The sequence below is a fragment of the Halovivax limisalsi genome (assembly GCF_023093535.1).
Taxonomy (GTDB): Archaea; Halobacteriota; Halobacteria; order Halobacteriales; family Natrialbaceae; genus Halovivax; species Halovivax limisalsi.
In genome coordinates this window covers 477311-503095 of record NZ_CP095757.1, presented here as the reverse complement: position 1 = coordinate 503095, position 25785 = coordinate 477311, and the positions used below count along the sequence as shown (strand labels likewise).

Here is a 25785-nt window from a genome sequence, read left to right as displayed (position 1 = left end):
ATCCGATCGATCGGTCGGGTTTCTGTGGTCGCTCTCGCCCGTAGACCGACCGGAACGGCTTTTTGATTCCAGCCCCAGAATCCGTCTATGAATCGACGGCAGTTCCTCGCGACGGCGGGCGCGGCAGGGGCGACCAGCGTCCTCGCGGGGTGTCTCGGCGACGACGGGTACGAGACGCTCTCGACTGGCGGACAGGAAGTGCCACTTGCGCCGGTGGAAGACACCTACGAGTGGTACCAGAACGACGCCGTCTTTCTCGACGCCCGGCGTCCGGCCGCGTACGTCAACGTTCGCATCGAGGGGGCGCTGTTGAGTCCCGCGAACAGCCCCGACTTTGACCATCCGACCGCCGACCTCTCGACCGATCAGCGGATCGTTACCTACTGCACCTGTCCGCACAGCCTCTCCAGCGCCCGCGCGGCCGAACTCATGGCCGAGGGCTTCGAGAACGTCTACGCGATCGACGAGGGGCTCAATGGCTGGCGAAACAACGGCTATCCGACCGCGAGCGGCCCGGCTGCCGCGCCGAAGACGCAGTTCTTCATCAGCGGCCAGGTCGACCCCGCCTACGCCGGCGACCAGATCTGGCTCGAAGAGCAGGCAAACCGACAACACTACGTCACGCTCGTCGACGACGACGGCGGCTTCGAGATGGACCCCGTCTTCTACGACGTCGACCGCGAGACGCCCGCCCGCCTCACACTCCCCGACCGGACCGTCGAGCGCCCGCTGGGCGACCTCGAGGACGGCCAGCTCAGTTTCTGACGCGCACGCCCCGGCCGATCGCGCCGCTTCCGTTACGCGGCGAGTTGCCGACCGCTGTCTCGACCGTAATCGGTGCCCCGTACGGCGTCCCGCGCTCGGTTACGCCTCTTCGGTGCCGGGTCCGCCGTCGATCTCTCGGCGGTCCGCGACAATTCGGCGCTCCAGGCGCTCGAAGCCGTGCTCGTCGGCCAGTCGCCCGGCGATCGCGAACTGCTCCGCCGCCTCGGTTCGCTCGCCACGTTCGTGGGCCAGCCGGCCGAGTTCGTGACGCGTCCGTGCCGCTTGCAGCGATGCGTCGAGTTCGACGGCCGTTTCGAGCGCGCGTTCGAACGCCCGTCGACTGGCCTCGAAGTCGACCTCACGCCGCAGCACCCGGCCCCTCATCCGGTCGACGGAAACTCGGTGAAGCACGTTGCCCCACTCCTCGACGTCCTCGGTGGCGGTCTCGACGAGCGCCGCCGCGTCCGCCACTCGATCGACGGCGAGGAAGGCCGCCGCGAGGCCGCACCGCGCCTGGATGCTTCCCTCGTCGTCCCGATCGGTGAGCGAGAGCGCGCGCTCGAAGTGGGTGATCGCGGCGTCGTGGTCGCCCCGTTCGAGCGCGACGCGACCGAGCCAGGCGTGGCCCGGGGCCGCCCGGTAGGGCTCGCCGATCTCGGCGGCGTCGCGGATGCCGTGGCGGGCGGCCGCGACCGCGTCGTCGAGGTCGTCCCGAACGAAGTGGTACTGCGCGGTGTCGAAACGGGCGCTGAACACGTGATTCGTCAGTCCGAGTTCCTCGGCGATCTCGATCGATCGGTCGAGGGATCGCTTCGCTCCCTCAAGGTCGCCGCGGTGGAGCTGTATTTTGGCGAGGTTTCTGGTAATGAAGACGATCGTCCGTTGGACATCGTACCGCGTTGCGCGCTCGAGACAGCGTTCGAGCGTCTCGACGGCCTCGTCCCACTCGCCCTCTTCGAAAGCGATCAGTCCGAGGTTCGACAGCACCATCGCCGCGGTCGTGTGCGTACCCGTTTCCTCGTAGATTCGGTACGACCGCTCGAAGGCGTCCCCCGCTCGCGCCCTGCGTCGGCGAACGAAGTACGCCAGGCCGAGGTTGTTGAGGGCCTTGGCGAGCAGCCGGCGCTTGGGGCTCCCCTCCAGGAGCGAGGCCGCACGTTCCAGGTGCTCTATCGCCGCACCGTGCTCGTTTCGATAGACGAGCGTCGTCCCGAGACCCGTCAGTGCGATCGGGAGGACCGCGTCCGATTCCTCGAGTTCGACGGCCAGGTCCCTGGCGCGTTCGAGGCGATCCGTGGCCGCTTGCAGCTCGCCGAGATCCATCAGCGACGACCCGATGCAACTCAGCAACCGACAACACTCCGGCGTGGGTTCGTCCCCGTCCCAGTCCTCGAGGGCGCGCTCTGCGAGCTCGATCGCCTCGTCGTGGTCGCCGCGATCCGCCCGCATCCGAGCCCGGTGTCGATCGGCCCGCCTGCGGGTTTCGGCGTCGTCGACGTTGGCCCGGACGTACTGGAAGTGTTTCTCGGCGTCGTCGTACTCGCCCGCGAGGTACCGTGCGCGACCGATCCGCTCGACGGCGTCGACGAGGATATCTTCGCGTCCGAGGCCGCGGGCGAGCGCGGCGGCTCGCTCGAATCGCTCCGCGGCGACGTCGCTGGCGAAGACGCCAAGCGCCTCGTCGCCGGCGGCGAGGTAGTGTTCGACGGCGCGCTCGTCGGCTCCCGCCCGATCGAGGTGGCGGGCGACCCGTTCCTCGTCGGGCGTCTCCGCGGCAGCGAGCAGGCCGTCGGCGATCGCCTCGTGGATGCGTCGCTCCCGTTCGCCCGTCACGCGGTCGAGCACCGCCTGGCGAATCACCTCTGAGTCGAACCCGAGCGCGTCGTCGTCTGCGCTCAACAGCTCCGCGCCGAGGAGGAGATCGACGTACTCCTTCTTGCGTAGGTCGGCGAGATCGATCGCCTCCGCCACGACGTCGATCGGGATCGGTTCGCCGGCGACGGCGCCCCACTCGAGCAGCCTGATCGCGTCCGCGTCGAGGGCGTCGAGGCGCCGATCGACGCTCTCGTGGACGCCCGACGGGAGGTCGATCGCCTCGGGATCGTCCGGGTAGACGCCGAGGCCCGGGTCGACGATTCCCCCGTCTCGCAGCCCTTCGATCACCTCGACGATGAACAGGGGAAGGCCGCCGGTCGTCTCGACGATCTCCTCGACGAACTGGGTGGGAACGTTGCGGGTTCCGAGCAGGGCCTCGATTAGCTCGCGACCGGTTTCGCGGTCGAAGGGTTCGACGCGTACACGTTCGACCCGGTGTGCGTCGCCCGAGGCGGCCTCGGCGAGTCGTCGCTGCTGGCTTCCGTCCGCCGGTCGGTAGGTACAGGCAAAGCGGACGTCGTCGACCGGATCCAGGCGCGCGAGGACCGCAGCGAGCATGTCGATCGTGGCCGGATCCGCCCAGTGGAGGTCCTCGAGGAGTACGACGACCGGGCCGTCGGCTGCGTCCTCGCGCAGTCGATCGACTACGCCGTCGAACAGGACGGTTCGCCGATCGGAAAAGTCCTCGGCCTCGAGGCGTCCGGCGTCGCCGACGGCGAGCGCCGGGAGATGCCCGAGGGCGTCCGCGAAGGGCTCGTACGGTCTGTCGGTATCGGATCCGCAGGCGCCCACCAGGACCGTGACGCCGTCGTCGACGAGTCGTGATCGGGCCTGTTCGAGGAGCTCGGTCTTGCCGACGCCGGGCGGTCCCTCGAGCAGCAGGGTCGTCGGCCCGGCGTCGGGGAGGTCCAGCAGGGCCCGGAGTTCGGCGTCCCGGTTGACGAACGTCGCGTCGATATTCGGTTCGAGCGAGACGACGCCGGCGTCGGTCAGTCGGGCGAGGGCGCTGACGAGCGGCGATCGCTCGAAGTACCGATCGAGCTCTGCGATCGCACACCTCACCCGCCGACCGTCCGGTTCGTGGACGACGAAGTCGGAAAATTCCGACTCCGCCCGGTCGCGCACCTCGGTCGCTCGCGCCCGGCCGTCGTCGGTGAGCTCGTAGACGTTTCGCTCCTCGTCGAGGCCCTCGACGCGAGCGGCTCGCTCGACGACCAGCCCGCGATCTCGGAGACCGCGCAGCGTGGCGAGCAGCTCGACGGACTCGGACATCCGGCCGAGCTCAACGCCGAGTACGTCGCAAAGGCCGGGAACGGACCGGCCGTACGGTGCCGGCTGGTCCGCCCGAACCGGTTCGCACTGACGCAGGTGGAGGACGACGAGGTCCTCGACAGGAACCTTCACATCTTCGGATTGTTCTGCTGATGGATTAGCCATTCGGCCAGCCTGGACAGATTTTTAACCGATGCAATGGTATTTGACGCGGTTCTGTTGCTGGAACGGACTGATCGATACTGTCGGTCGGGGTTCGACGGCGGGTGCGGACGGAGCCGCTATCCCTCGTGACTGCGACCAACCCAATGCGCTCACAGACCAGGTCCTCGAGCGTCGCCTCCGTGGGGGAACGCTCCGCGCCGCCGATATAGAAGCAGTCGATCAGCGCGGCCTCGTCCCGCTCGTCGGGGGCGGTCGATTCCTCGAATTCGGGTGCTCCGCCCAGCGCTCTCGAGGGCCCGTTTGAACCGTCCCAGCGAACGCGGCGTACGGTATTCGATACCAATCCCATTACTACTATGTCACGTCTTCCGAACGATGGAAACGGCGCTCACAGCGACAGCGACGACACCAACGTAATAGAGTAGGGAGAGACCGGCAAGCCCGATAACGAATCCGGTTTGGGCAAGGGCATCGACGCCCTCCGTCAGCAGCCCCCACCCGCCCAGAAAGAGTGCGCCACTAACGATGTCGGCGACAACTCTTGGATCGAATAGTACCGTCGGCGGGAGCGCGTCAACAACAATCGCGGCGATACCACCAGGGACCATGAGGCCCAGGCCGAGACGCAACTCAGACCGTCCTGGTGGGTGCATTAGCGTATCTACCGAACCGGTGTATATGTAAGGGTTCTGTCTTGCGGTCGATAGCAGAACTCCGATACTGGGACGGAGTCCGATCGATCGAGTATCTGGGTAGTGCCGCTGTTCGTCTCACTTCCGCACCTCGAGTAGGGCGACCCGTTCGCGAACCAGCGCGCCGAGCGAGGCGTCAGTCGCCGATCGCTCGGCGTCGGTGATCTCGAAGAAGTCGACGAGCGTCTCGCGGTCGGTTGCACCGTCGATCGTGGGTTCGCAGCCGACGACCGCGTCGAGATCCGTGAGCGCTTCGATCGCCGCCGCTTCGGCGTCGGTCGCCGACTGGTCCCCACGGTCGCCCTCGGCTACCGCGTCGACGAGGATCACGGCGGGCCACTCGCCGTCTGCGACGCCCATCTCGAGGGCGCGATCGATCTGGCGGCGACCGGCGGCGTACAGCAGGATCTCGACCGCCCGATCGCGGGCGACGGTGTCGCCGCGTTCGATCGCTCGATCGGCCAGTTCGACGGCCCGTTCGAGGTGTTCCCGGTCGGCGACGTACCGCGCGTCGAACGCCTGGACCGTCGTCCCGTGTCGATCGCCGATCGTGCCGAGATCCGCGACGAACGAATCGATGTCGTCGACCGAGAGCCGGCATTCCAGTAGTTCCATCAGAAGTCACCCAGGCTGGATTGATCCTCCGCGTCGGCCGCGGCCGACGCGTTCGACCGGGCCCGCTCGTCCGAACCGGCGTCGTCGCCCGATCCGGTTTCCGTGTCGGTCCCCGAGTCGCCGGTCGCGCCGGCCGAATCCGCGTCGATCGGCGTGACGCCGTCCATCGAGGGATCGTCGCGACCGGCGTTTTCGAGGATGGTCTTCGCGGTCTTCTTCCCGCGAAGCGCGCCCAGAATCACGCCCTTGTCGGCCGTCCGGAGGTCCGCCGGCGTCTCGATTCCGGCCGCGTAGAGCTGGCGTGCGCGCTTTCGACCGACGCCGCGGACGGAGACGAGTTCGAGCAGTTCCTCGCGGACGCCGTGTTCGACCCGGGCGCGCGCCTCGCGGACGGCGACGCTCCAGTCCGAGTCGATCTCGGCGGCCAGGGTCTCCGCCGCCCCGAGGAGCCACTCGGCGGTGTCGACCTTCCCGCGGAGGTCGCCGGGCCCGATGGAGTACCGTTCCGTGAGGCGATCCTCGTCCATCTCGTCCGCCCAGTCTTTGAGGAGGGCGCCGGTCTTCAGCGCGGACAGCCAGTCCTCGAACCGGTCTTCCTCGTACTCGCTGGGTTTCTCGCCCAGCAGCTCGTCTTCGAGTTCGTAGTAGAGCTGGCCGTAGGTGTCGTCCTCGCCGGAGCGCAGGTAGAGCTCGTACATATCCGGCGTACGCGCGATCAGCTGGTAGAGCCCCATCGCTGTCGGGCGAGAGTCGGCCGATTCGAGCCCGTGGACGATCTCCGCGGCGCTCATCGGGTCGAGGTAGAGCCGCGAGACGGTGTGGCCCAGATTCGTCGCCCGGAGCTCGACGTCCCGGTCGGCCTCGGCGGCGAGGTCGGCGGCGGAGGTGAACGGGTCGTCCTCGGCCGATTGTGTTTGGGTCGATCCAGCGCCTTCGCGTTCTATGAAGTCGTTCCGCTCCAGGTAGTCCAGCACGGTGTCGGTGACCGACTCCAGCCGCCCGCGTTCGCCGGTCTGGCTGGCGTAGAGCGTCTCGTTCATGAACGAGAGCAGGCCGTCGCGGGTGCGGGCGAAGCCGGAGGCGATCGTCGCGAGGACGTGCGTCCGGAGGGCGGGCTCGGCGGCGAGCTTCGACCGGACGTCCTCGGGATCGGCCCAGACGTAGCGCTCGAAGAGTTCGTCCTGCTCGTCGTGGCTCTTGGCCAGCAGGACGGCCTCGCCGTAGGGGTCGAGGCCGGGTCGTCCCGCCCGGCCCATCATCTGGTGGACTTCCAGGACGTCCAGCGGCGCCATCCCGCCGGCGGTCGGGTCGAACCGCCGCCAGTCGCGGACGATCACGCGGCGGGCTGGCGTGTTGACGCCCGCGGCGAGCGTCGGTGTGGCACTGATGACCTTCAGGAGGCGGTCGCGGAAGGCGTCCTCGACGAGCGACCGGTGGTCGCTGGCGAGTCCGGCGTGGTGAAAGGCAGCGCCCTTCTCGACGGCGGCGGCCAGATCCGTGCTCGTCTCGCTGTCGCTGACGTCCCTGATGTCGTCGGCGAGGTCGTCGAGCGCTTCCTGCTCGTCGTGATCGAGTTCCGGGGCGACGACGTTCGCGAGTCGGCGCGCGGCGGCCTCGGCGTTGCGCCGCGAGTTGACGAAGACGAGCGCGGAGGCCTCCTCGGCGACGATGTCCCGGACGAGGGCGTCCTCCTGGCTCTCCGAGCCGTCGACGGGCACCTCGCGCTTGCTGCCGTCGTCGAAACTGATCGCGTTGCCGTAGTGGACCCCCAGCTGGAGGTCGATCGGGCGCCAGTCGGAGGCGACGAGCTCGGCGTCGAGCCAGTCGGCGATCTCGTCGGCGTTGCCCACCGTCGCGGAGAGGGCGACGACCTGGAGCGCGGGGTTCAGGGCCCGCAACTTCGCGAGGGTGACCTCCAGCGTGGGCCCGCGGTTGCGGTCGTCAATGAGGTGGACCTCGTCGCTGACGACGCAGGTGAGTTCCGAGAGCCAGTCGGCGCCGTTGCGCACGAGCGAGTCGACCTTCTCGCTCGTCGCGACGACGACGTCACGGGAGGCGAGCCAGTCGTCGGTGCTCTCGTAGTTGCCCGTCGTGACCCCGACCGAGACGCCGAATTCCTCGTAGGCCTCGAACTCCTCCTTTTTCTCGCTCGCGAGTGCGCGAAGGGGGACGATGTACAGCGCTTTGCCGCCGCGCTCGATCGCCGACAGCATCGCCAGGGCGGCGATCATGGTCTTCCCGCTGGCGGTCGGGACGGCCGCGACGAGGCTGTCGCCCTCGGTGGCTCCGGCCTCGACCGCCTCGGCCTGCGGGGGATACAGCGACTCGATCCCCTCGGACCGGAAGTGCGAGACGGCGCCGGGCGGGAGCCCCGACAGCTCCTCGAGATTCATTACCCGTGGTTGGGTCGTGCTCCGATTTAAAGTGTCGTGTCGGGCGACGGGGGCGAGGACGTTCTCAGTAGGCCTGTATCCGCGAGAGGCGGCACTCGTCGTCCATCGAATGGCGGATCACGAGGTGCTGGGGCGCCGGGACGAAGGAATCGGTCACCCAATCGATGCTCGTCCCGTCGAGGAACAGCTCGTACCCGGCGTTCCCGTTGTCGTCGATATCGCGACTTCGGCGCAGCGCAACCGTGTGCTCGGCCGTATCGACCGGCCAGCTCCCGCTTAGGTTGAGGTCCTGAATGGTACCGTCGACCTTCTTCTTGACGTCGACCGTCCCGTTCGCCCTGACGGACAGCCGCACCTCGTCACTCGATCCGGTCCAGTCCGCCGGCAGCAAGAACAGCGTCTTGCCGCTACTCAGATTCGATCCGACCGAAAAGTCGATCTCCCAGGTCCCGGTCGAGAAGGCCATGTCCTCGAAGTGGAGATTGTGGGATCCGTTGCTGGCCGCCGGGAACACCGCCGCTCCCCGTTCCGGGTACGGGCTGCCGCCCGTGACCGTCCATTCGGGATGGAAGGCCTTCCACCGGTGGTCGGTCGAGGCGCGATTCGCGAACTTGCCGTCCCGCCAGTCCTCGTAGAGGTACGTCGAGGGGAAGGAGCCGATCACCCGGTTGTTTCCCTCCCAGGTGACCCGGCCGTCGCCCTCGAAGAAGAGGTCGCCGGTGACGGCGCCCGTGCACCGTCTGACGGTCATGCTCCCGTGGCCGTTCGCGGTCACGGCGCTGGACATGCCCTCGCCGTTGGGCCCCGCGTTCGGATCGAAGTGGCAGTCGATCACGTTGACCGCGTGGTCGTAGCCGCCGGTGGCAGACAGCAAGTCGCTCTCCGTGTGGGCGAACTCGCAGTTGCGAAAGTCCATCGTCGAGCCGTAGTGACCGACGCCGGCCTCGAACCGGATCCCCTCGACTCGCGTCCGGTAGGTGACCCGGCCCTGGATCGCGAACTCGACCGCGCGATGGCGAATCACGACGTTCGAGGGGGTTTGCGTATCGCCGACGAAGTGGATCGGGTACTTCGAGGAGTTTCCGGTCCCGTCCTCCAGCCCGCGCGGCCAGCCGCCGATGACCACGGGACAGTGCGGTTGGCTCACTCCCGAGGTGTCCTCGTAGACGCCGTCGTTGAACGCGACGGTGAACTGGTGCTGCTGGACGTGCGCGAGGCGATCGAACGCCTCCTGCAGCGTCGCGATCGGATCCGTCGACGTGCCGTCGGCGGCGTCGTCGCCGTTCGGGTCGACGACCAGGTGGGTCGGTTCGGTCGAGACGACGGCGCCCGTGCCGATCGCGTCGTCGCTCCGGGTGAGCGGTTCGTGAACCAGCCGATTCGTCGTGATCCGATCGCTCGAGACCGACCGACCCGTGAGCGTGTCCACGTTCTCGATCGACCGCTGCTGGCCGGCCATCGAGAGCCGGTCGGCGACGACGTCGTCGACGGGCGCGGCGCTCGTCCCGAGTTCGGTCGCGGTCACGCGATCGCTCGCGATGGCAGTCGCCGAGAGCGACTCGACCCCCTCGATCGTTCGATTCGGTCCCGTCATCGCCACTCGGTCCGCGTAGAGGGCCTCCACGGGCCGGTCGCCTGTGCCGAGCTGGCCCCGGGGTGTTGCGCCGGCGATCCCGGCCCCGAACCCCAGCACCCCGAGCGCCCCCGCGGCGGTCAGGAACCCTCGTCGATGCAGCGATCGACCGGCGCTCCGGCTCTCGGTCGGCCGCGCTGCGGCGTCGTCCGTCCCGTTCGACTCGGCTTCGAGCGCCGCGATCCGTTCCCGCTGCCGATCGACGATGGCCTCGAGACGAGCCACCCGATCGGCCATCGAGTCGTCGTCCATGCAACCGACAGTGACACTATGCAACAATGAACTTACTGGCGGTGCTGGTTCGATGGCGGACCGGCCGCGTTCGGGATGCAGGGCCGTCCAGGGCGGTCCGCCTGGAGCGCCGATCCTTTCGGGGCGCAGGACGCCGGCACCACCGGTCAACGCGCCCGATCGGGAGAGCCCGCGGCGATAGAACGATGGGGTCGGACCGCGTACGCGAACACGTGCCGCATCCGAACCACGTCCTCGTCGTCGCACTCGGCGACCCCGACGATGCAGCCGCGCTGGAACGCGCGCTGGAGACGTTTCCTGCGGCGACCGTGACCCTCCTCTCGCCGGTCCCGCCGCTGGATCAGCCCGTGAGCGAAGGGCGGATCCTGGAACGAAGCGAGGAGCGACTCGCGGACGCCCGCGCCCGGGCCGAAGACCTGCGAACGTCGGTCGACGACCCGTCGCGGGTGACGGTCGAGAATCGCGAGGGGCCGCCGGCGGAGGTCGTTCCGTCGTTCGTCGACCGCAACGGGGTCGATCACGTCGTCGTCCCCGGACACGACGTCAGCGGCGTCGTCAGACGCCTCCTCGGGGACGGTATTCCGGAACTGATCGCGGAGCGAACCGACGTCCCCGTCACGATCCTGGACTGAGGCCGACAGCGGACAGAACCGGTCGCCCGAGGTCCAGCTACCGGCCCAGCCCGAACGCGAGGACCCGGTAGACGCCGTACCCCAGAGCGATCGAGCTTCCGAGCGTCAGCAGCCAGAACGAGACCGTGACGCCGATCTTGCGCCGGGAGACCCCCGCGGAGCCGGCCGCGAGGCCGCCGCCGATGACGCCCGAGAGGATGATGTTGTTGAGCGAGATCGGGATGCCGAGGAAGATCGCCAGCTGGGCGATGACGAATCCCGGGACGAGCGCGGCGATGGAGCGGCGAACGCCGAGCTGGGCGTACTCCCGAGACGTCGCCTGCAGCAGCCGCGGCGCGGCCATCCAGGCGCCGGCGAGGATCCCCGCGGCGCCGAGCGCGAGCAGCGTGATCCCCGGCAAGCCGAGTTCGACCCGGAAGAGGTTCTCGAGCGGACCGGTCGCCAGGCCAACCTGCGAGCCGCCCGAGGAGAAGGCGACGATCCCGCCGAGGACGAGCAGGAAGGACCGGATCCCGCCTTCGACGGAGGTGAGAACCCTCCGGCGCACCAGGGAGAAGGCGATCGCGCCGGCCACGATCGTCACGAGAACGATGCCGAGGTCGACGCCGCCCGCGAGCGTCGGCCCGCCGCCGAACCGCCGGGAGATAAACCGTGCGACCGTCCCCTGGTCGGCGGCGGGATCCGGGATGACGCCCAGGCGGATGTTGGCGATGATGGCCCCGACGAGCCCCGCCAGCGCCGGGACGCCGACGGATTCCGGGATGTCGTCCCGCCGCAGCGTGACCGCGGTCGCGTAGGCCAGCCCGCCGGACATGATCGGGACGAACAGCCAGAAGATCCCGAGCCGCCGGTAGGTCGCCATCGCCGGGTCGCCGCCGAGCGAGAGCCCGACGCCGACCATCGCGCCCGTCGTCGCGAACGCCGCCGGGATCGGGTATCGCGTGTAGATGCCGATCCCCATGAACGTCGCCGCGGTGAGCAACCCCGCGATGGCCGCAAGCGGCGTGATCGTCACGCCGTCGATGAGATCCGCGCCGATCGTCTCGGAGATGCTCCCGCCCTGCATGAGGGCCCCCGCGGCGGCGAGCAGCCCGATGACGAACGCCGCCCGCATCGTCGAGATCGCGTTCGCTCCGATGGCGGGCGCAAAGGGCGGCGAGTTGCTGTTCGCGCCGAGCACCCACGCCATCGCCAGACAGGTTAGTATCGCGACGCCGACGAGGCCGACGAACGACAGCGCGACCATTCCGTCTGTCGTCGTTGACCGACCGGGCTGAAAAACGTTCCTGCGCGATACCGCGAACCGGTTTCCGACGGCCGGTTCAGCCAGGCCTGCGCACGTCCCACCAACGGGCGAACGACCCGAATCGACTCAGAACGCCGACCGCCGATCGGCGATCGATGTCCCCTCCAGCTCGTCCGCGAGGGCGTCGGCGACGGCGTCGACGACGCGACCGGCGGCCTCGCGGCGGATCGAGAGGGGCTGTTCGAGCTGGATCGTCCTGTCGAACGGTGCCAGGCGGTTGAGCACGTTATCCGGCGACGTGCCGGCGTACGGGCCGTCCGGCGGGGCGATCTCGACCGCCGTCTCGGGCAGCACCTCGTCGATCGCGTCCCTGACGCCCGCCTTGACGGACTCGTCACACCGGCCGCCGACGAGGACGCGATCGTCGACCGAGAAGCCGTGGAAGGCGACGCCCCACTCGAAGTCCGTCTTGGCGATCGACCGGAGCGTCGGGAACGAGTCCGGGTGGATCGCCGTCGATGTGACGTGGAACCGATCGAACGCGATGCCGGAATCGTCGTAGCCGGCGGCGATCCAGGCCAGTCCGTCGAGTGCCTCGGCAAGCCGCTCGGCTTGCCGATCCGTCCCGGGTTCGACGTGGCCGCCGTGGGGTGCGAGAACGACCAGCCGCTGCTGGGTCTTCGTCCCCCGGAGCACCTCGGCGTACTCCGCGTTCGCGAGTGCGCCGTCACGGGACTCGATCGCTGGGTCGACCGCCAGCACGTCGATGGCGGCCGCGTCACCGCCCGTCGCGTCGAGGCGGTCCAGGCCGGACGGGTCGAGGCCGAGGTCGAACGGGTCCCCCTCGCGAGACTCGACGATCGTGAACGTCGCGTCGGCCACCGCGCCGGGGTCGTCGGGTCGGACGCGGATCTGGCGGCCGACCTCCAGCTCGTGCGCGGCGAGAAATTTTGGGTGAAGGACGCACCGGGAACCGGGATCGACCGCCCCGCTCGCACCGAGTGACGTCTCGGACAGTTCGACGGCGCCGTCGCGCCAGTCGGGGTCGTCGGTCCCTTCGTCGCCCGAGCCGTCGTCGCCGTCATCTCCGCTCCCATCGTCACCGTCGTCGGTCCCGTCCCCGCCATCTTCGCCGGTATCCCCGCCATCGTCGTTACCGCCGTCGTCCTCGCCGTCCCCGTCATCGTCGTTACCGGGGCCGTCCGATTCGCCGTCGCCGCCGTCATCGCCGCCGTTCTCGCGACCGTCTTCGGTCCCGTCCTCGTCGTCTTCACCGGCCTGTTCGTCGCCCCGATCGTTCCCGCCGTCTGCTTCGGTGCCGCCTTCGGTGGTGCTGTCGCTCGCCCGGTCGTCCGCGTCGTGGTCCCCGTCGGCGCCGCGTCTCTGGTCGGCAGCGCCGTCCCCGGCGGACGCGTTCGGGTTACCTGCTGCGTCGGCCCCGGTCCCGCCGGCGCTCCGTTGGGCCAGACCGGCGTCCGGTCGATCGCCGCCCGACGCGGCCGGGGACCCGCGTTCGGCCGAACTGGCGCCGTCGGGCGCGGACGTATCGCCGCGCATCGTCAGCAACAACGTGATCGACGAAACCGCGGCCCCGGAGCGAAGCACGTCTCGCCTGAGGCAGCACCTGGCGGCGTCGCCTAGTCGGTCGACGGTTCGCTCGGCGGGCCGGTCCATCACGACACCGTCACGACCGGTCTACCATTATTCTTTCTACTCGAATCGATCGAATATTATGGCCGGTAGCGACGGCACCGTCGGGGCCGGGACGCCGGCGTCCAGGCACTGGATCGATCCGGCGGGTCGTCACGGTGCCGGGTCGGGGCCGGTGCGCTCGAGCAGCGCCCGGTAGAAGCGCCCGTCGTCTTGCTCGAACGCGCGAGCGACGCGCCACGGCGTCTCGCCGACCGCCTCGCGGAGTCGGTCGGGCGAACAGCACAGGAAGTGAAGCGAGGCGCCGATCGCCCTGCCCGACGATCCGTCGGATGGTGGCTCGTACTCGAAGTGAAAGCACCGGTGGGCGATGCCGTCGCGGGGGTCCGGACGGTAGCCGAAGAAGTCCGCGTCGAGCCCCCGCGGATCGTAGTTGTCGACGAGGGCGACGGCGTCGTCGGTCGTCACGCGGGCGAATTCGTCGAGGAGCGACGAAATGCCGGCGAGCGAGCCCCCGAGGCCGAGCTGGGTCCCCGAGCAGTTGATCGCGCGGAAGCGATCCGCCGGGAACGGCAGGTCGAACATATCGCCGACGAGTACTTGGCGGGCTCCCGTCGCCCGGGCCGTCGCGACCGCACGCGGGCTCACGTCGATCCCGATCGCCTCGGCGTCCCGGTCCTGGAACCAGCGGACGTGCTGGCCAGTCCCGCAGCCGACGTCGAGGATCGGCCCGCCGGCCTCGGCCAGCGTCGACAGCTGGTCGATCCGCCGATCGGCCCACTCCGAGCGGGGCGCGAAGTAATTTGCCTCGACGCGGCCGTCCATCGCGCTCGATCCGTCGCGGTAGCGAAGCGCGCCGTACCGATCGTGCTGGTAGTCCCACATCGCCCGTCCGAGCGCGTCGCCCGTCGGTTCGCTCGCCGCACTGGCGTCCGTGGCCATAGCGTCGACTCTGACGGCGGGGAACATAAAATCACGATGATATATGGTCCCGACTAACACACCACACGATATCTGTCGGGCTCGTTCGGACGGCTGCGCCGCGAGGACCGAACCCAGCGTCGCCGCCGAATCAATCGGTCAGGATTTCGAGCGCTTCGACGACGCCGTCGGCCACGTGGTGCCACCGTGTCTCCCTGACGCCGAACGGTTGTTCGATCTGGATCGTTCGGCCGATTTCGCCGACCCGGTTGAGGATGTTTGCCGGCGAGACGCCGCGATAATCCCCGTCCCCGTTTGTCGGCACCTTGATCGACACGTCCGGCAGTCGCTGGCCGAGCGAGTTCGCCACCGTCTCGCGTTCGCTCTCGCTCGCGGTCCCACAGACCGTGATGTAGTCGTTCGTGTAGCCGTGGAAGGCGACGGCCCACTCGAAGTCGCGATCGAGGAGACAGCCCAGCTCCCGGAAGGAATTGGCGTGAATCTCGGTGGACGTCACGTGCCACCGATCGAACGCGCCGCCCCCGCTGTTGAAGCCGGCGCAGATCCAGCCGAGCCCGTCGGCCTGCTCGGCGACGCGTCTGGCCTCGAAGTCCGTACCGTACTCGATGTAGCCCCCGTGCGGGGCCAACGTGACGACGGTCGCCGCACCGTCGTCGCCGGCGAGGTACTCGACGAACTCGTCGTTGAGCCGCGCCTCCTGACGCGAATCGTAGATCGGGTGGACGACCATCGACGCGATCGTCACCACGTCGTTCTCGTCGACACCAAGTCGGTCCAGTCCGCCTTCGGTGAGACCGACGGCGCCGCCGTGGGCCGCGGAGGCGACCGTGTACGCGGCCGATTCGAACCCGGATTCGTCGTGTCTGAGCCGAACCTGTTGGCCCACCTCGAGCACCGTCGTCCGGAGTAACGACCGAGGAAGCGAGCAGTACCGCGACGGGGGCGACCACGTCGACCAGTCGGCGTCGGTCTCGGTGACCGGCCGTTGCCAGTAGCGCACCTCGGGTCCGCAGGAGGTCGTGGCATCCGATTCGGTGCCCGATCCCGTCGAGATCGCCGAGAGTCCGAGGAGCGACGCGCCGACCGCGAGAACGCGTCGCCGACTCGATCGGGAACTGGCGCGACGGCGGCTCGGTGAGGACTGGGGGTCCATTGCGTTCCAAGCGCCATCGTAGTTGGTATTAACTATTAGCACGTACTACAGGCCTTGCAATTCCGATCGATCGTCCCGGTTCTAACTCGAACGGTCTGGCAGCGAACCGCGCTCACGTGACCGATCGATCCGCTCGTCCTGGCGCGGGCGTCGGTTCGCAACCCACGGCCACCGCTCCGTCGGGGTCGGCGCCCGAACACACGAGTCCCGTGTGAGCGTGTCGCGCCCCACGAACCGGCAGTTGGACGGCGTCAAGCCGACAACTCGCCGATCGCGTCGGCGACGCCATCCGCGACGGCGTGCCAGTCGTTCACTCTGACCGATTTGGGCTGTTCGAGCTGGAGGGTGCGGCCCGTCTGGCCGATCCGATTGAGGACGTTGATCGGCGACGAGCCGTCGTATCCGGTCGTCGAATCGGACCCGAGTTCGACCGGCGTGTTCGGCAGCCGCGCGGTGATCGCGTCCGCGACCGTCTGACGGTCGACTTCGCTCGCGGTCCCGCCGACGATGATGGCGTCGTCGGCGAGGCCGTGGAAGGCAACGGTCCAGTCGTAGGTTCCCCCGGCGAGTCCCGAGAGCGCGGGAAACGAGTCGATCTCGACGTCGATGGAGGGAACGTGCCACCGGTTGTACGTCCCGGCACCGTCGTAGAACCCGGCGGCGACCCACCCCAGCCCGCCCGTCGTCTCGGCGACGCGCTCGGCCTGGAAATCGGTCCCGAGCTCGATGTGGCCGCCGTGGGGTGCCATCGCGAGGACGGACGTCGCCGCCACGTCGCCGACGAGGTACTCCGCGTACTCTTCGTTGAGTCTGGCCGCGTTTCGCGACGCGTAGGACGGGTGGACCGGTCTCGCCCCGATCGTGACGCCGTCGCCGTCGGCGAGATCCATCCGGCTCAGCCCACCGTCGGTGAGGCCGACTGCGCCGTCGTCGCGGTGATCGGCGACGGTGAACGCCGCCGTCTCGTAGCCGTTCGGCCCGCCGCCGGAGAGTCGAATCTGCTGGCCGATCCGGAGGGGCGTCGACTCCGTCAGCGCACACGGGAGCGAACAGTATCGGGCGTCCGAGACGGTCGTGTCCCAATCGGCGTCAGTCCGGACGACGGGTCGGTCCCAGCGATCCAGCTCCGAGTCACACGAACCCGCCGACGAAGCCTTGTTCGTCTGCTCCGGTCCATCGCTCGCGGCGATCGACGCGCTCGGCGCGCCGACGCCGAGTATCGCGGCGCCGGTGGCCAGTACGGTTCGACGCGCGAGGCGTCGGTCGGTCGTGACGGCCGATCGATCAGTGGCATGGTATGACATACCGAATTACAACCAACAACCATCGCCATAAATAGTTAGTTTCGATATCGACTCTCGAAACGACCGCCGAGGCCGCGTCGCCAAGGCTAAACGGTTACAGGTGAAGGAATAGATATGCGAATCGCGTTCGACGAGGACGTCTGTATCGGGATGTACCAGTGCGTTGCGGCGTGGGACGAGTTCGAGAAGGACACCGACCGCGGCAAAGCCGTCCTCCGCGAATCGACCGAGGTCGAGGACGGCGTCTTCGAACGCGAGGTCCCCCCGGACGCCGAGCTCGACGCCAAATTCGCCGCCCGCGCCTGCCCCGTCGACGCGATCACGGTGTACGATGCCGACGGCGAACAGCTGATTCCCTGACGCGTCCGCTACCGCGCCGCACCGAACCGGCCTCGGTCACCTCATCGCCCGCGACGGCAGCGGCGGCGCAGTCCCTGGATTATCACGACCTCGCGGCCCGATATTATTTCTGTCGAGCTAGAATAAATATATCTCCCGGGGGATAGAATGATGCGTTCGTAGTATGTTTCACACTGACGACGCGGACGACCACGCTCTCGACGAGCGGCCCTGTCCAGTGAGTCGGCGCCGGTTCCTGGCGGGCGCCGCCGGCACGGTCGGACTGGCGAGCGGATCGGCGAGCGCGGCCGCGACGGGACGCGGCCGCGAATCGCGTGAGTCGGCCGTCGAGCGCTACAAACTGACGGACGAACTCGAGTACCTCTACGACAACGTCGGGTCGAGCGAGCGCATCCCGACGCTGGTCAGCGCCTTCGACGACCGCGTCCTCTCGGAACTGACAGACTTCGGGACGGACGTGCAAACGACCGGCGGCCCCGGTGCGGCCATGTACGCCCGGTTGACGACGGGCGAGATCGACGAGATCTCCCAGTACTTCCTCGTCACGCGCCTGCAGTACGCGCCCGGCGCGAACCCGTTCTGGAAGCACTACGAGTACCCGGACCGGGTCTTCCCCGACCCGCAGGAGGCGCTCGATTACATCGCCTACGAGGAGGCCGTCGCCGGCCTCGAACACTTCGCCGAGGAGTACCCCGACCGCGTCAACGTCAAACGCTTCGGGAACACGCCGGGGCTCGATAACCGACGAACCGGCGGGCACAGCACCTACGACCTCGTGGTCGCGGAACTATCGAACGACGTCGACTCGATCACCGACAAGTCGGTCGTCGTCAACTCGCTCAGCATCCACGGCGACGAGCGAAGCGGCGTCGAAGCGGGGATGCGGCTCCTCGAGGGCGTCCTCCGCGGGGAAGAGTCCGAACTCGAATCCTGGCTCGACGACATCGGGCTGGTCTTCGTCCTGTCGAATCCCGACGGCTGGATGGCGAAGCACCCCGAGACGGTCTCGGCGGCCAGCTCCTCGAGCGATACGTTCACGCGCGTCAACGGCTCCAACCTCGACCCGAACCGGCAGTACCCCACCGCGGGGCTCATCGACCCCAACAAGTATCCCGGCGAGCCGAACGGAGAGGATCTCGTGAACGACGACCCGAGCGGCCCCGACGACGACGTCGAGAGCCAGTACGAGCAGTACGTTCCGGACGTGCTGTGGCTCGTCCACGAACTCCGAAAGTACGACGACGTCGCCTTCGCCTCGGACTTCCACGGGATGTACGGCTCGAACCACCTCGTCAACTCGATGCAGGGCAACGACGAGTACGGGCCGCGCGACCAGGCCGCGATCGACGCCCTCAACGAGCGGACGAATCAGGCCTACGAGGACGAGATCGCCCCGCTGATGGACCAGTACAGCGGCGAGATCTCCGACGCGGCCTCTCAGCGAGGCATCTACGACGTCCCCTCGGTCCCCTACGAGTGGGGAACCACCGCGGACACGATCAATTACAACGTCACCGGCAGCATGGGCGGCTGGCTCGGCAAGGCCGTCGAGATGGGCGGCCTCGGCGCGACGGTCCTCAGCTACGAGATGGCGATCGACAACGCCCAGACCGCCAGCCCCGTCCCCTTCAACGCCGGGCTCGTGACGGTCCAGGCGGCGGCCTACCAGATCTGCATGCGCGAACTCGCGCGCGTCGCGGCCGAACCCGTCGACGGCGGGATCGAGACCGGCGGGCGCTCGCTCGCGATCGTCGACAGCCCGACCGTGGCCCGCAGTTCCGACGACGTCGCCGTCGATTCGGCGACGTCGATCTCTCGCGACGAGACGACGATCGACGCGACGCGCGGTCGCGGCCGCCACCGGATCCGCGTCGATCGGGACGTCCACACGCTCTCGATCGACGTCACCGAAGCGACGGGCCGCATCGACGAGGCCTCGCTGATCGCGCCGGACGGCACCGAGGTCCGGTCCGCGCCGGTGCGCGTGCGCGAATTCGGTCGCGGCGCGGACTGGCTGATCACCGATCCCGACCCGGGGACCTGGGAGGTCCGCGTCCGCGGCGGAAACGGGCGTGCTCGCGGCGAGGACGGCCGGGATCGCGCTGAGGGCGGACGCACTCGCGACGAGGCTGCCTCCGCCGACCTTCGAGTCTCGACCATCGAGGCCAGGGGCCGGCCGGACCCTGGGATCATGGACTACGACCAGCGCGCGTACGACGTGACGCCGGTCACCTTCCTCGAGGAGTACGGCGACGCCATGGTCGACGGCTCGGCCGCGACGCTTTCCGTGAGCGACGTCGAGAGCGGCTCGCTGGTCAGCGGCGGCCAGCCCGCCTACGACCAGCTGGTGCTCGTCCACGACGACGGCGTCAACAGCGGCGCGTACGTCTCCGCGATCGAGACGTACGTCGACGCCGGCGGCGAACTCGTCCTGACCGACGCGGGCCTCTCGCTGCTGGGCCCGCTCGATGTCGAGGGTGCGAGTTCCATCGGCTCCTCGGACGTGGATCGAAGCACCCGGCAGTTCGCCATGTTGGGAAGTACGTCGAACCACGAGCTGGTGAACCACGTCAGCTCGCTCGAGAGCGAACTCTGGACGGGGCCGACGATCGGCTACACGACCAGCAACGAGTCGCCGGTCCACACCGTGAGCCAGAACGCGTTCACGTCGGCCGGCGGTGACGTGGCCGCGACGACGGGCGGCGGCGTGATCGTCGGCGAACTGGGCTCGATCACCGTCATCGGCAGCCTCCTGCCGCCAGCCAACCAGTCGAACATGCACCCCTTCGGCATGGAGAACTACGGCATCACCGCGCTTGGAATGCGGATCCTCCGGGCCGCGCTCGGTCACGACCAGCGGCGGTAGAATTACAGCTTTCTGCCAACCCCACGTTTCTCTCTGTTTCCCATCCGTTCCGTCCTGGCATCACCGATCGTCGACGTGGCCGACTCCGTCTCCGAGATGCCCGCGAAGCAAGCCCTCCAGCCCCTCGGGATAGAGCGGTTCCGGACCGTCGGCGAGGTCGTCGAGCGTCCGCCACGTCGCCTCGTACTCGATCCGTCCGCCGTCGTCGATCCCGTCGAAGCGCTCGCGATCGTACAGCGCGTCGTCGACGAACGTCGCGTTCCGGCAGATGACGAACTCGTGGTCGGCGTCGCCGTTCCAGGTGAACCGGTTCTCGATCGTGCCGACGGGCTGGCCGACCTCGAGGTCGATGCCGAGTTCCTCGCGAAACTCTCGTGCCAGCGCCTCGTCGCTCGATTCGCCGAACTCGACGCCGCCGCCGATCGGTCTGTAGAACCCGCTCGCGCCCGGGTCCGTGAGGTGCTGGACCAGGTATTCGTCGTCGCGCCGGACGAGTCCGAGAACTTTGCACTGGATGTCGCTCATCCCCGATACTGTCGGTTCGATCGAAAAAGCGGTGTCGGATCGTTCGCCGACCCGCTACGCGATCTTCCCGTACTGCGTTTCGAGCTTCTCGGCCGCTTCCGACAGCAGGTCCGTCTCGTGGTCGGAGAGGTCCCACTCGACGATCTCCTCGACGCCGTTCGCGCCGAGTTTGCAGGGGACGCCGAACGCGGTGTCCTCGTGGCCGAACTCCCCGTCGAGTTTCACGCTGCACGGCAGGACTTCCCCCGTGTCGCGGAGGATGGCCTCGACGGTGTGGGCGACGCCGGTCGCCGGCCCCCACTGGGTCGCGCCCTTCTTCTCGATGACGTTCATCGCACTCTCCCGGAGTTCCGAGAGCAGTTCCTCCCGTTCGGATTCGTCGAACGCGCGGTCCTCGCCGTCGACGCGGACCTTCGAGAAGACGGGGACCTGGGCGTCGCCGTGCTCGCCGAGGATGGTCGCCTCGACGTTCTTGACGGGCGCGTCGAAGCGCCGGGAGATGACGTACCGGAAGCGCGCGGAGTCCAGGCGGCCGCCGAAGCCGATCACCTGCTCGCGGGCCCGGTCGCCGGTCTCGTAGAGGTGGCGGTTCAGGAGGTCGACCGGGTTCGAGGTCGTGACGGTGACGAAGTCGTCGTTGTGCTCGGCGATCGAGGATCCGATATCCTCCATGATCGGGGCGTTGTCGCCCGCGAGGTCGATCCGGGTCTGGCCCGGCTGACGGGGGATGCCAGCCGTGATGACGACGACGTCCGACCCGGCGGTGTCCGCGTAGGTCCCCTGGCGGACCGTCGTGTTCGAGTCGTATGCCACGCCGTGGTTGGTGTCCGCGGCTTGTCCGATCGTGACGTCCTCCTGGTCAGGAATGTCCACGAAGACGAGTTCGTCCACCACGTCCCGGAGCGCCAGGTTGTAGCCGGCTGCGGCGCCGACCGTCCCGGCGGCACCGATCACGCTAACTTTCGACATGCTAGGTGGTTCATTCCCGGCCCCGTCGTTAAATCCCCCGGTGGGCGGCCCGCGGCGGGCGGCGACGGGGCGACCGACGCCACCGCTACGGCACTGCCGTCAGGGTGCGCCAGTCTCCCCGCGCCCGACGGAACTGGCCCCTGCTCGACGGCCGGTCGACGGTGGAAGCGTCGGCCGATATTCTACGCGGCAGCGCGGCCAAATGTATCGGGGCATTTCTGGGAACCAAACAGTCAAGGGGTCGGACGGTCGTTGGTGACGGTATGCGCGTGAGCGTCATCGGCGGGGGCGAGATCACCGACGAGGAGTCGGTGCTCGCGGAATCGGTCGGCCGGGAGATCGCGACGCGCGGCCACGACGTCGTCTGCGGCGGGCTCGGCGGCACGATGTGGGCGGTCTGTCGCGGCGCCGCGGCCGGCGGCGGCCGGACGATCGGGATCCTCCCGACCGGGTCGGTCGACGACGCCAACCCACACGTCGACGTTCCGATCGCCACCGGGATGGGCCACGCCCGTAACGCCCTCGTCCCGCTGAACGGCGACGCCGTGATCGCCCTGGCCGGCAGCGCCGGCACGCTCTCGGAAATCGGCTTCGCCTCCGTCTACGAGAAACCGATCGTCGGACTCGGCGCCGTCGAGGTTCCCGCGCTCGACCTGGCGGAGGCCGACGACCCGGCCGACGCGCTCGACATCCTCGAGGACGCCGTGGCGGAGTGATCCCTGCGACGCCGTCGAAACGTTTGTTCCACGTCCCGACGGAGTATACGCATGACTCTGCCGGACGAGTACGAGCTTCGTGAAACGCTTCCGTCGCCCGCGGATTTCATCCGGTTGCGCCGGGCGGCCGAGATGGCGCCTCGATCCGCCGCGGGCGTCGAACGGGGTCTGCCGAACTCGCTGTTCGGCGTTACGGTGGTCCACGGTCCCACCGGAGAGACCGTCGGCATGGGCCGCGTCGTCGGCGACGGCGGCACCGTCTACCAGCTCACGGATATGGCCGTCCACCCGGACCACCAGCGGCGCGGTCTCGGATCGGCGATCCTGGCGGCGCTCGACGCGTGGATCGACGAGACCGCCCCGCCGAACGCCTACGTCAACCTCCTCGCGGACGTCGACGGCTTCTACGAGCGGTTCGGCTACGAGGAGACGCGCCCGGCGTCGAAGGGGATGTTTCGACGGACCGAGTGACCCGATCGCGGGTCGCAGCCTTTTCGACGCTCCGGCCCATTTGCACGCGTATGAGCGAGACGGAGGACGACGGCGGCATCGACAAGGAAGCCCTCCGTGAGGAGCTTCGCGAGAAGTACGAACGGGACGAGCAAAAGCGCGAGTCGACCCGGCGGATGAGCGACCTCCTGCTGAAGGGCGCGACGATGACGAACGGCCACTGCGGCACCTGCGGCGACCCGATCTTCCGCCAGAACGGCGTCAACTTCTGTCCGACCTGCCACGGCGGGCCCGAGGGCGTCGATGCGTCCGTCCCGGCGGAGGGCCAGGGCGACGACCCCGACGCCGACGGGCGCCAGCCGCCGGCGGCCGGAACCGCGCCGTCCGACGCCCCGCCGGCCGCTGACGACGGCGAATCGGCCGATGCGGGCACACCGCGAGCCGACGGCACCGTCGCACCGACCGACAGCGATGCCGCGCCGGCCACCGACGACACGGGCTCGCCCCGCGATGCCGGCGCGTCGATCGCCGACGCCGGGGAGACCGGTGGCCGGAACGGTGCGGCCGACGACCGCTCGTTCGAGCCGTCGAACTCGCCGACGAACCCGGACGCGGGACGCTCGCCCCGGACGCCGAACGCGACCGGTGACGGGGCCGATCCCCGGGCCGATCGGCATTCGTCGTTCGACGCAGAAGACGGTCCCCGGGCCCCGGCGAAGGGCGACCTCGGAAGTGCACGCGAGTCCCTGACCGTCGCGCTGGAGCGTTTCGCCCGCGAGGCGGCCGCGACCGACGATCCGCGCTACGCTCGCGAGTGTCTCGAGGCGGCCCGCGAGGCCGCGGACGCGCTGGGCGCGCTACGTCGGTGACCCAGGCCTGATTTTTGGTGGCGGCGGCCCGCGTCACCCGTCCGCCCACGATTCTCGGCAGTTATCGACCGCCTCCGTGACGTGCGTCGACAGGAACGCCGCTACCTCCCGCGTCTCGTCGTCGATCCCGCGCTGGGTCGCGAGCGAGTCGAGGTGCGAGGCCGCGACGAAGGCCCGATAGGCGTCGGCGCGCTCGTCGAACCCCGTCGGTAGCGGCCGGACGGACTCGTAGGCGTCGCGGAAGGTCGATTCGGCGTCGTCAGGGCCGTCCCAGCCGCCGGCCCGGAACAGCGCGATTGCCGTCCGCCAGTAGTCCCACTCCGGGTTCCCCGCGAGCGCGTGCTCGAAGTCGATGACGCAGGTCGCTTCGCCGCCGGCGACGGCGACGTGGTCCGGCGTGAACCAGCCGTGGAGCAGCGACGCCGTCGTGCCCTCGAGCGCGGCGAAGCGTTCGGCGTGGGCGGACAGAAAGTCGCGAACCTCGACGATCGCATCGGCGTAGCCCGTTCCCGCGACGCTTCGTTCGTAAATCGCGAGTAGGTCGTCGAGCGCGTCCGGCCAGGTCGCCCCCGACGGCGCGTCGACCCGGAGACCGCTCGCCGGATCCGATGGATCGCCGTCGATTGCGAGCAGCCCCGGTCGGTCGAACCGCGCGTCCTCGTGGAGCGTCGCGAGGGTGCGACCCGCCGCGCGGAGCCACGCCGTCTCGAGGACCCGGTCGTCGTCGGGCGGCTCTTCGGGTGCGTCGCCACGATAGGCGGCGAGGAACCAGTTCGAACCGACGTCGAGTATCTCCGGTACCGGCACCGACGTCTCGCGATCGACTCGCCGGAGGGTGCGCCCCTCCACGCCGGCCGCTCCGCGCTCGTCGACCGACACCTTGCAGACGGCGCGTCGGCCGTCGACTTCGACCTCGAAGACGTCGTGTGGCGGGACGGCGTGGAGCACCTCTCGCACCTCGACGTCGGCCGCTCGCGCCCGTAACTCGGCCGGCGTACGGTCGTTCATGCTCGGATACAGACAGACAACGGGGGATAGAAGCTCTGGCGATACTGGCCATCCACATTGGACCTTTGATGGGTTTGCGCCCGCTCGATTCGACCGAAACGCGTTCCCTCCTGATGCCGTGGTTCGGCATCACGACGCCCTCTCCATTCGAGCCGACGCCGGATGGCGATCTGGTCCGCCGTCGCTGAGGCGATCGCTTCGATGCGCGCCGCGCGTGGAGTGTTCGGAGCGAAACCGGCGGGACGAACACGTGGCGACGCAGTGGAAACGCCGACCGGTCGGCGCGGTCGACCCGCGTCGACGTCGCCCCGAAACACTAACACGAGTGGCGCGCAGATGGGCGCTCGTGACACTCGCGTTCGTCTCGGCGTCCGTTCCCGACCTCCTGCGCCTGCTCGCGCTGCCGGTCTTCGTCTGGGCGGCCGTCCTCGACGTCAGGACTCGCCGGGTGCCGAGCGAGGCCTGGATCCCGCTCGGCGTCCTCGGGGCGGTCCTGCTGGTCTGGGACGGGTGGACCGCCTACGCGGCGGACGTCCACACCTGGCAGGCGTTCCTGCTGCCCGCGGCGACGAGTCTCGGCTTCGTCGTGGCGCTCGCCTACCTCTTCTGGTGGTTCGGCGGTTTCGGCGGCGCCGACGCGAAGGCGGTGATGATCCTCGCGATGGTGTTTCCCGTCGTTCCGAGCTACGAACTCGTCGGCGTGACGTTCCCGCTGGCCGGCGGCGACGAGTTGCTGCCGTTCTCGCTGTCGATCCTGGCCAACGGCGTGCTCGTGGGGCTCGCGGTCCCGGTCGGGCTGGCGATCCGGAACGCCCTCGCCGGCCGGTTCACGCCCGCGATGATCCTCGGGTGGCCCGTTTCCGCGGAGCGAGTCGAGACGACCCACGGCCGACTGCTCGAAACCCCGACGGGCACCACGCTCTCCGGCCTCGATCTCGACGCGCTCCGGATGTACCTCCGCTGGCGCGGCCTGACGCTGTCGGACGTTCGAGCGGACCCGGACCGCTACCGCGATCCCGCGTCGCTCCCCGCGGAGCCGAACCCGCCGACGGACGGCGCCGTCGACGTCGAGCGGCCGGCCACCGACGGTGGGGCCGAGACCGGGGCGACCGATGAACCCGAGGCGAACGATGGGGCCGCCATCGGCGAGAACGTCGATGTGACCGACGACGTGGTCGTCGACGCGTCGACCGACGCGGTGACCGATCCCTGGGGCGCCGACGCCTTCCTCGACTCGATCGACGGCTCGGCCTACGGCACGTCGCCGGAGCAACTTCGCGACGGCCTCGACGTCCTCGCCGAAACCGAAACCGCCTGGGTCTCGCCGGGAACGCCGTTTCTCCTCCCGCTGCTCGCCGGACTGGTGATCGCGCTCGTCTACGGCGATCTGCTGGTCTCGCTCCTCGTCTGAGGGCCGTCGTATCGACCGATCC

21 protein-coding genes are annotated in these 25785 nt (G+C 68.9%); 8 read left to right on the top strand and 13 right to left on the bottom strand.

Features of this window, described 5'->3' with window-relative positions; translation table 11 throughout:
• Positions 1 to 87 precede the first annotated feature (87 nt).
• Positions 88 to 765: a rhodanese-like domain-containing protein gene (locus tag MXA07_RS02230; protein WP_247730429.1), complete on the top strand. Its 678-nt coding sequence runs from the start codon at positions 88 to 90 to the stop codon at positions 763 to 765.
• 99 nt (positions 766 to 864) lie between these two features.
• On the opposite strand, the gene MXA07_RS02225 is transcribed toward MXA07_RS02230, so the two are convergent.
• The 5 genes from MXA07_RS02225 to MXA07_RS02205 all read right to left on the bottom strand — a co-directional run bounded on the left by MXA07_RS02225 (position 865) and on the right by MXA07_RS02205 (position 9662).
• Positions 865 to 4044, bottom strand: a complete 3180-nt coding sequence (locus MXA07_RS02225; protein ID WP_247730428.1) for an ATP-binding protein — start codon at positions 4042 to 4044, stop codon at positions 865 to 867.
• A gap of 392 nt (positions 4045 to 4436) precedes the next feature.
• Positions 4437 to 4730, bottom strand: a complete 294-nt coding sequence (locus MXA07_RS02220; RefSeq protein ID WP_247730427.1) for a hypothetical protein — start codon at positions 4728 to 4730, stop codon at positions 4437 to 4439.
• A gap of 117 nt (positions 4731 to 4847) precedes the next feature.
• A complete protein-coding gene (cgi121, locus tag MXA07_RS02215; protein WP_247730426.1) occupies positions 4848 to 5384 on the bottom strand; it encodes a KEOPS complex subunit Cgi121 in 537 nt (178 codons plus the stop codon).
• Positions 5384 to 7777, bottom strand: a complete 2394-nt coding sequence (locus tag MXA07_RS02210; protein ID WP_247730425.1) for an ATP-dependent DNA helicase — start codon at positions 7775 to 7777, stop codon at positions 5384 to 5386. Before MXA07_RS02210 ends, cgi121 begins: the two co-directional genes overlap by 1 nt.
• A gap of 64 nt (positions 7778 to 7841) precedes the next feature.
• Positions 7842 to 9662, bottom strand: coding sequence for a hypothetical protein (locus MXA07_RS02205; RefSeq protein WP_247730424.1), 1821 nt, complete (start codon positions 9660 to 9662; stop codon positions 7842 to 7844).
• A gap of 185 nt (positions 9663 to 9847) precedes the next feature.
• Between MXA07_RS02205 and MXA07_RS02200 the strand changes: the two genes are divergently transcribed.
• Complete coding sequence (locus MXA07_RS02200) at positions 9848 to 10294, top strand: universal stress protein (RefSeq protein ID WP_247730423.1); 447 nt, start codon at positions 9848 to 9850, stop codon at positions 10292 to 10294.
• Between the two features lie 37 nt (positions 10295 to 10331).
• On the opposite strand, the gene MXA07_RS02195 is transcribed toward MXA07_RS02200, so the two are convergent.
• The 5 genes from MXA07_RS02195 to MXA07_RS02175 form a co-directional block, all read right to left on the bottom strand.
• Positions 10332 to 11540 carry an inorganic phosphate transporter gene (locus tag MXA07_RS02195; RefSeq protein ID WP_247730422.1) on the bottom strand — a complete coding sequence of 403 codons (1209 nt, stop codon included), beginning with the start codon at positions 11538 to 11540 and terminating at the stop codon, positions 10332 to 10334.
• A 126-nt stretch (positions 11541 to 11666) separates the two neighbouring features.
• Positions 11667 to 13214, bottom strand: a complete 1548-nt coding sequence (locus MXA07_RS02190) for a poly-gamma-glutamate hydrolase family protein (protein ID WP_247730421.1) — start codon at positions 13212 to 13214, stop codon at positions 11667 to 11669.
• A gap of 129 nt (positions 13215 to 13343) precedes the next feature.
• Positions 13344 to 14132 (bottom strand): class I SAM-dependent methyltransferase, encoded by a 789-nt coding sequence (locus tag MXA07_RS02185; RefSeq protein ID WP_247730420.1) that lies wholly within the window; start codon positions 14130 to 14132, stop codon positions 13344 to 13346.
• 130 nt (positions 14133 to 14262) lie between these two features.
• Positions 14263 to 15285 (bottom strand): poly-gamma-glutamate hydrolase family protein, encoded by a 1023-nt coding sequence (locus tag MXA07_RS02180; RefSeq protein WP_247730419.1) that lies wholly within the window; start codon positions 15283 to 15285, stop codon positions 14263 to 14265.
• A gap of 251 nt (positions 15286 to 15536) precedes the next feature.
• Positions 15537 to 16589 carry a poly-gamma-glutamate hydrolase family protein gene (locus tag MXA07_RS02175; RefSeq protein ID WP_247730418.1) on the bottom strand — a complete coding sequence of 351 codons (1053 nt, stop codon included), beginning with the start codon at positions 16587 to 16589 and terminating at the stop codon, positions 15537 to 15539.
• Positions 16590 to 16703: 114 nt separating this feature from the next.
• Between MXA07_RS02175 and MXA07_RS02170 the strand changes: the two genes are divergently transcribed.
• Positions 16704 to 16949: a ferredoxin gene (locus MXA07_RS02170; RefSeq protein ID WP_247730417.1), complete on the top strand. Its 246-nt coding sequence runs from the start codon at positions 16704 to 16706 to the stop codon at positions 16947 to 16949.
• A gap of 163 nt (positions 16950 to 17112) precedes the next feature.
• The gene (locus tag MXA07_RS02165) at positions 17113 to 19815 is read left to right on the top strand and encodes a M14 family zinc carboxypeptidase (RefSeq protein ID WP_247730416.1); all 2703 of its coding nucleotides are present in this window, start codon (positions 17113 to 17115) and stop codon (positions 19813 to 19815) included.
• A 60-nt stretch (positions 19816 to 19875) separates the two neighbouring features.
• Here the strand turns inward: MXA07_RS02165 and MXA07_RS02160 are convergent, their stop codons facing one another.
• Together MXA07_RS02160 and mdh are read right to left on the bottom strand one after the other, a co-directional pair.
• The gene (locus tag MXA07_RS02160; protein ID WP_247730415.1) at positions 19876 to 20340 is read right to left on the bottom strand and encodes an NUDIX hydrolase; all 465 of its coding nucleotides are present in this window, start codon (positions 20338 to 20340) and stop codon (positions 19876 to 19878) included.
• A 54-nt stretch (positions 20341 to 20394) separates the two neighbouring features.
• Positions 20395 to 21309 (bottom strand): malate dehydrogenase, encoded by a 915-nt coding sequence (mdh, locus tag MXA07_RS02155; protein WP_247730414.1) that lies wholly within the window; start codon positions 21307 to 21309, stop codon positions 20395 to 20397.
• A gap of 263 nt (positions 21310 to 21572) precedes the next feature.
• On the opposite strand from mdh, the gene MXA07_RS02150 reads away from it, so the two are divergent.
• The 3 genes from MXA07_RS02150 to MXA07_RS02140 are packed head-to-tail and all read left to right on the top strand — an operon-like array spanning position 21573 to position 23344.
• Positions 21573 to 22025 carry an SLOG cluster 4 domain-containing protein gene (locus tag MXA07_RS02150; protein WP_247730413.1) on the top strand — a complete coding sequence of 151 codons (453 nt, stop codon included), beginning with the start codon at positions 21573 to 21575 and terminating at the stop codon, positions 22023 to 22025.
• Between the two features lie 51 nt (positions 22026 to 22076).
• Positions 22077 to 22496 carry a GNAT family N-acetyltransferase gene (locus MXA07_RS02145; RefSeq protein WP_247730412.1) on the top strand — a complete coding sequence of 140 codons (420 nt, stop codon included), beginning with the start codon at positions 22077 to 22079 and terminating at the stop codon, positions 22494 to 22496.
• 50 nt (positions 22497 to 22546) lie between these two features.
• Positions 22547 to 23344, top strand: a complete 798-nt coding sequence (locus MXA07_RS02140; RefSeq protein WP_247730411.1) for an Sjogren's syndrome/scleroderma autoantigen 1 family protein — start codon at positions 22547 to 22549, stop codon at positions 23342 to 23344.
• A gap of 33 nt (positions 23345 to 23377) precedes the next feature.
• On the opposite strand, the gene MXA07_RS02135 is transcribed toward MXA07_RS02140, so the two are convergent.
• The gene (locus tag MXA07_RS02135) at positions 23378 to 24352 is read right to left on the bottom strand and encodes a phosphotransferase family protein (RefSeq protein ID WP_247730410.1); all 975 of its coding nucleotides are present in this window, start codon (positions 24350 to 24352) and stop codon (positions 23378 to 23380) included.
• Positions 24353 to 24698: 346 nt separating this feature from the next.
• Here MXA07_RS02135 and MXA07_RS02130 point away from each other — a divergent pair, with 346 nt between their 5' ends.
• Positions 24699 to 25763, top strand: coding sequence for an A24 family peptidase (locus MXA07_RS02130; protein ID WP_247730409.1), 1065 nt, complete (start codon positions 24699 to 24701; stop codon positions 25761 to 25763).
• Positions 25764 to 25785: the final 22 nt, after the last annotated feature.

Bases quoted from the DNA above. Each gene is read 5' to 3' on its own strand.
- MXA07_RS02230 (WP_247730429.1), top strand. From the start codon at position 88: ATGAATCGACGGCAGTTCCTCGCGACGGCGGGCGCGGCAGGGGCGACC.
- MXA07_RS02220 (WP_247730427.1), bottom strand. From the start codon at position 4,730: ATGCACCCACCAGGACGGTCTGAGTTGCGTCTCGGCCTGGGCCTCATG.
- cgi121 (WP_247730426.1), bottom strand. From the start codon at position 5,384: ATGGAACTACTGGAATGCCGGCTCTCGGTCGACGACATCGATTCGTTC.
- MXA07_RS02210 (WP_247730425.1), bottom strand. From the start codon at position 7,777: ATGAATCTCGAGGAGCTGTCGGGGCTCCCGCCCGGCGCCGTCTCGCAC.
- MXA07_RS02205 (WP_247730424.1), bottom strand. From the start codon at position 9,662: ATGGACGACGACTCGATGGCCGATCGGGTGGCTCGTCTCGAGGCCATC.
- MXA07_RS02200 (WP_247730423.1), top strand. From the start codon at position 9,848: ATGGGGTCGGACCGCGTACGCGAACACGTGCCGCATCCGAACCACGTC.
- MXA07_RS02195 (WP_247730422.1), bottom strand. From the start codon at position 11,540: ATGGTCGCGCTGTCGTTCGTCGGCCTCGTCGGCGTCGCGATACTAACC.
- MXA07_RS02190 (WP_247730421.1), bottom strand. From the start codon at position 13,214: ATGGACCGGCCCGCCGAGCGAACCGTCGACCGACTAGGCGACGCCGCC.
- MXA07_RS02185 (WP_247730420.1), bottom strand. From the start codon at position 14,132: ATGGCCACGGACGCCAGTGCGGCGAGCGAACCGACGGGCGACGCGCTC.
- MXA07_RS02180 (WP_247730419.1), bottom strand. From the start codon at position 15,285: ATGGACCCCCAGTCCTCACCGAGCCGCCGTCGCGCCAGTTCCCGATCG.
- MXA07_RS02175 (WP_247730418.1), bottom strand. From the start codon at position 16,589: ATGTCATACCATGCCACTGATCGATCGGCCGTCACGACCGACCGACGC.
- MXA07_RS02170 (WP_247730417.1), top strand. From the start codon at position 16,704: ATGCGAATCGCGTTCGACGAGGACGTCTGTATCGGGATGTACCAGTGC.
- MXA07_RS02165 (WP_247730416.1), top strand. From the start codon at position 17,113: ATGTTTCACACTGACGACGCGGACGACCACGCTCTCGACGAGCGGCCC.
- MXA07_RS02160 (WP_247730415.1), bottom strand. From the start codon at position 20,340: ATGAGCGACATCCAGTGCAAAGTTCTCGGACTCGTCCGGCGCGACGAC.
- mdh (WP_247730414.1), bottom strand. From the start codon at position 21,309: ATGTCGAAAGTTAGCGTGATCGGTGCCGCCGGGACGGTCGGCGCCGCA.
- MXA07_RS02150 (WP_247730413.1), top strand. From the start codon at position 21,573: ATGCGCGTGAGCGTCATCGGCGGGGGCGAGATCACCGACGAGGAGTCG.
- MXA07_RS02145 (WP_247730412.1), top strand. From the start codon at position 22,077: ATGACTCTGCCGGACGAGTACGAGCTTCGTGAAACGCTTCCGTCGCCC.
- MXA07_RS02140 (WP_247730411.1), top strand. From the start codon at position 22,547: ATGAGCGAGACGGAGGACGACGGCGGCATCGACAAGGAAGCCCTCCGT.
- MXA07_RS02135 (WP_247730410.1), bottom strand. From the start codon at position 24,352: ATGAACGACCGTACGCCGGCCGAGTTACGGGCGCGAGCGGCCGACGTC.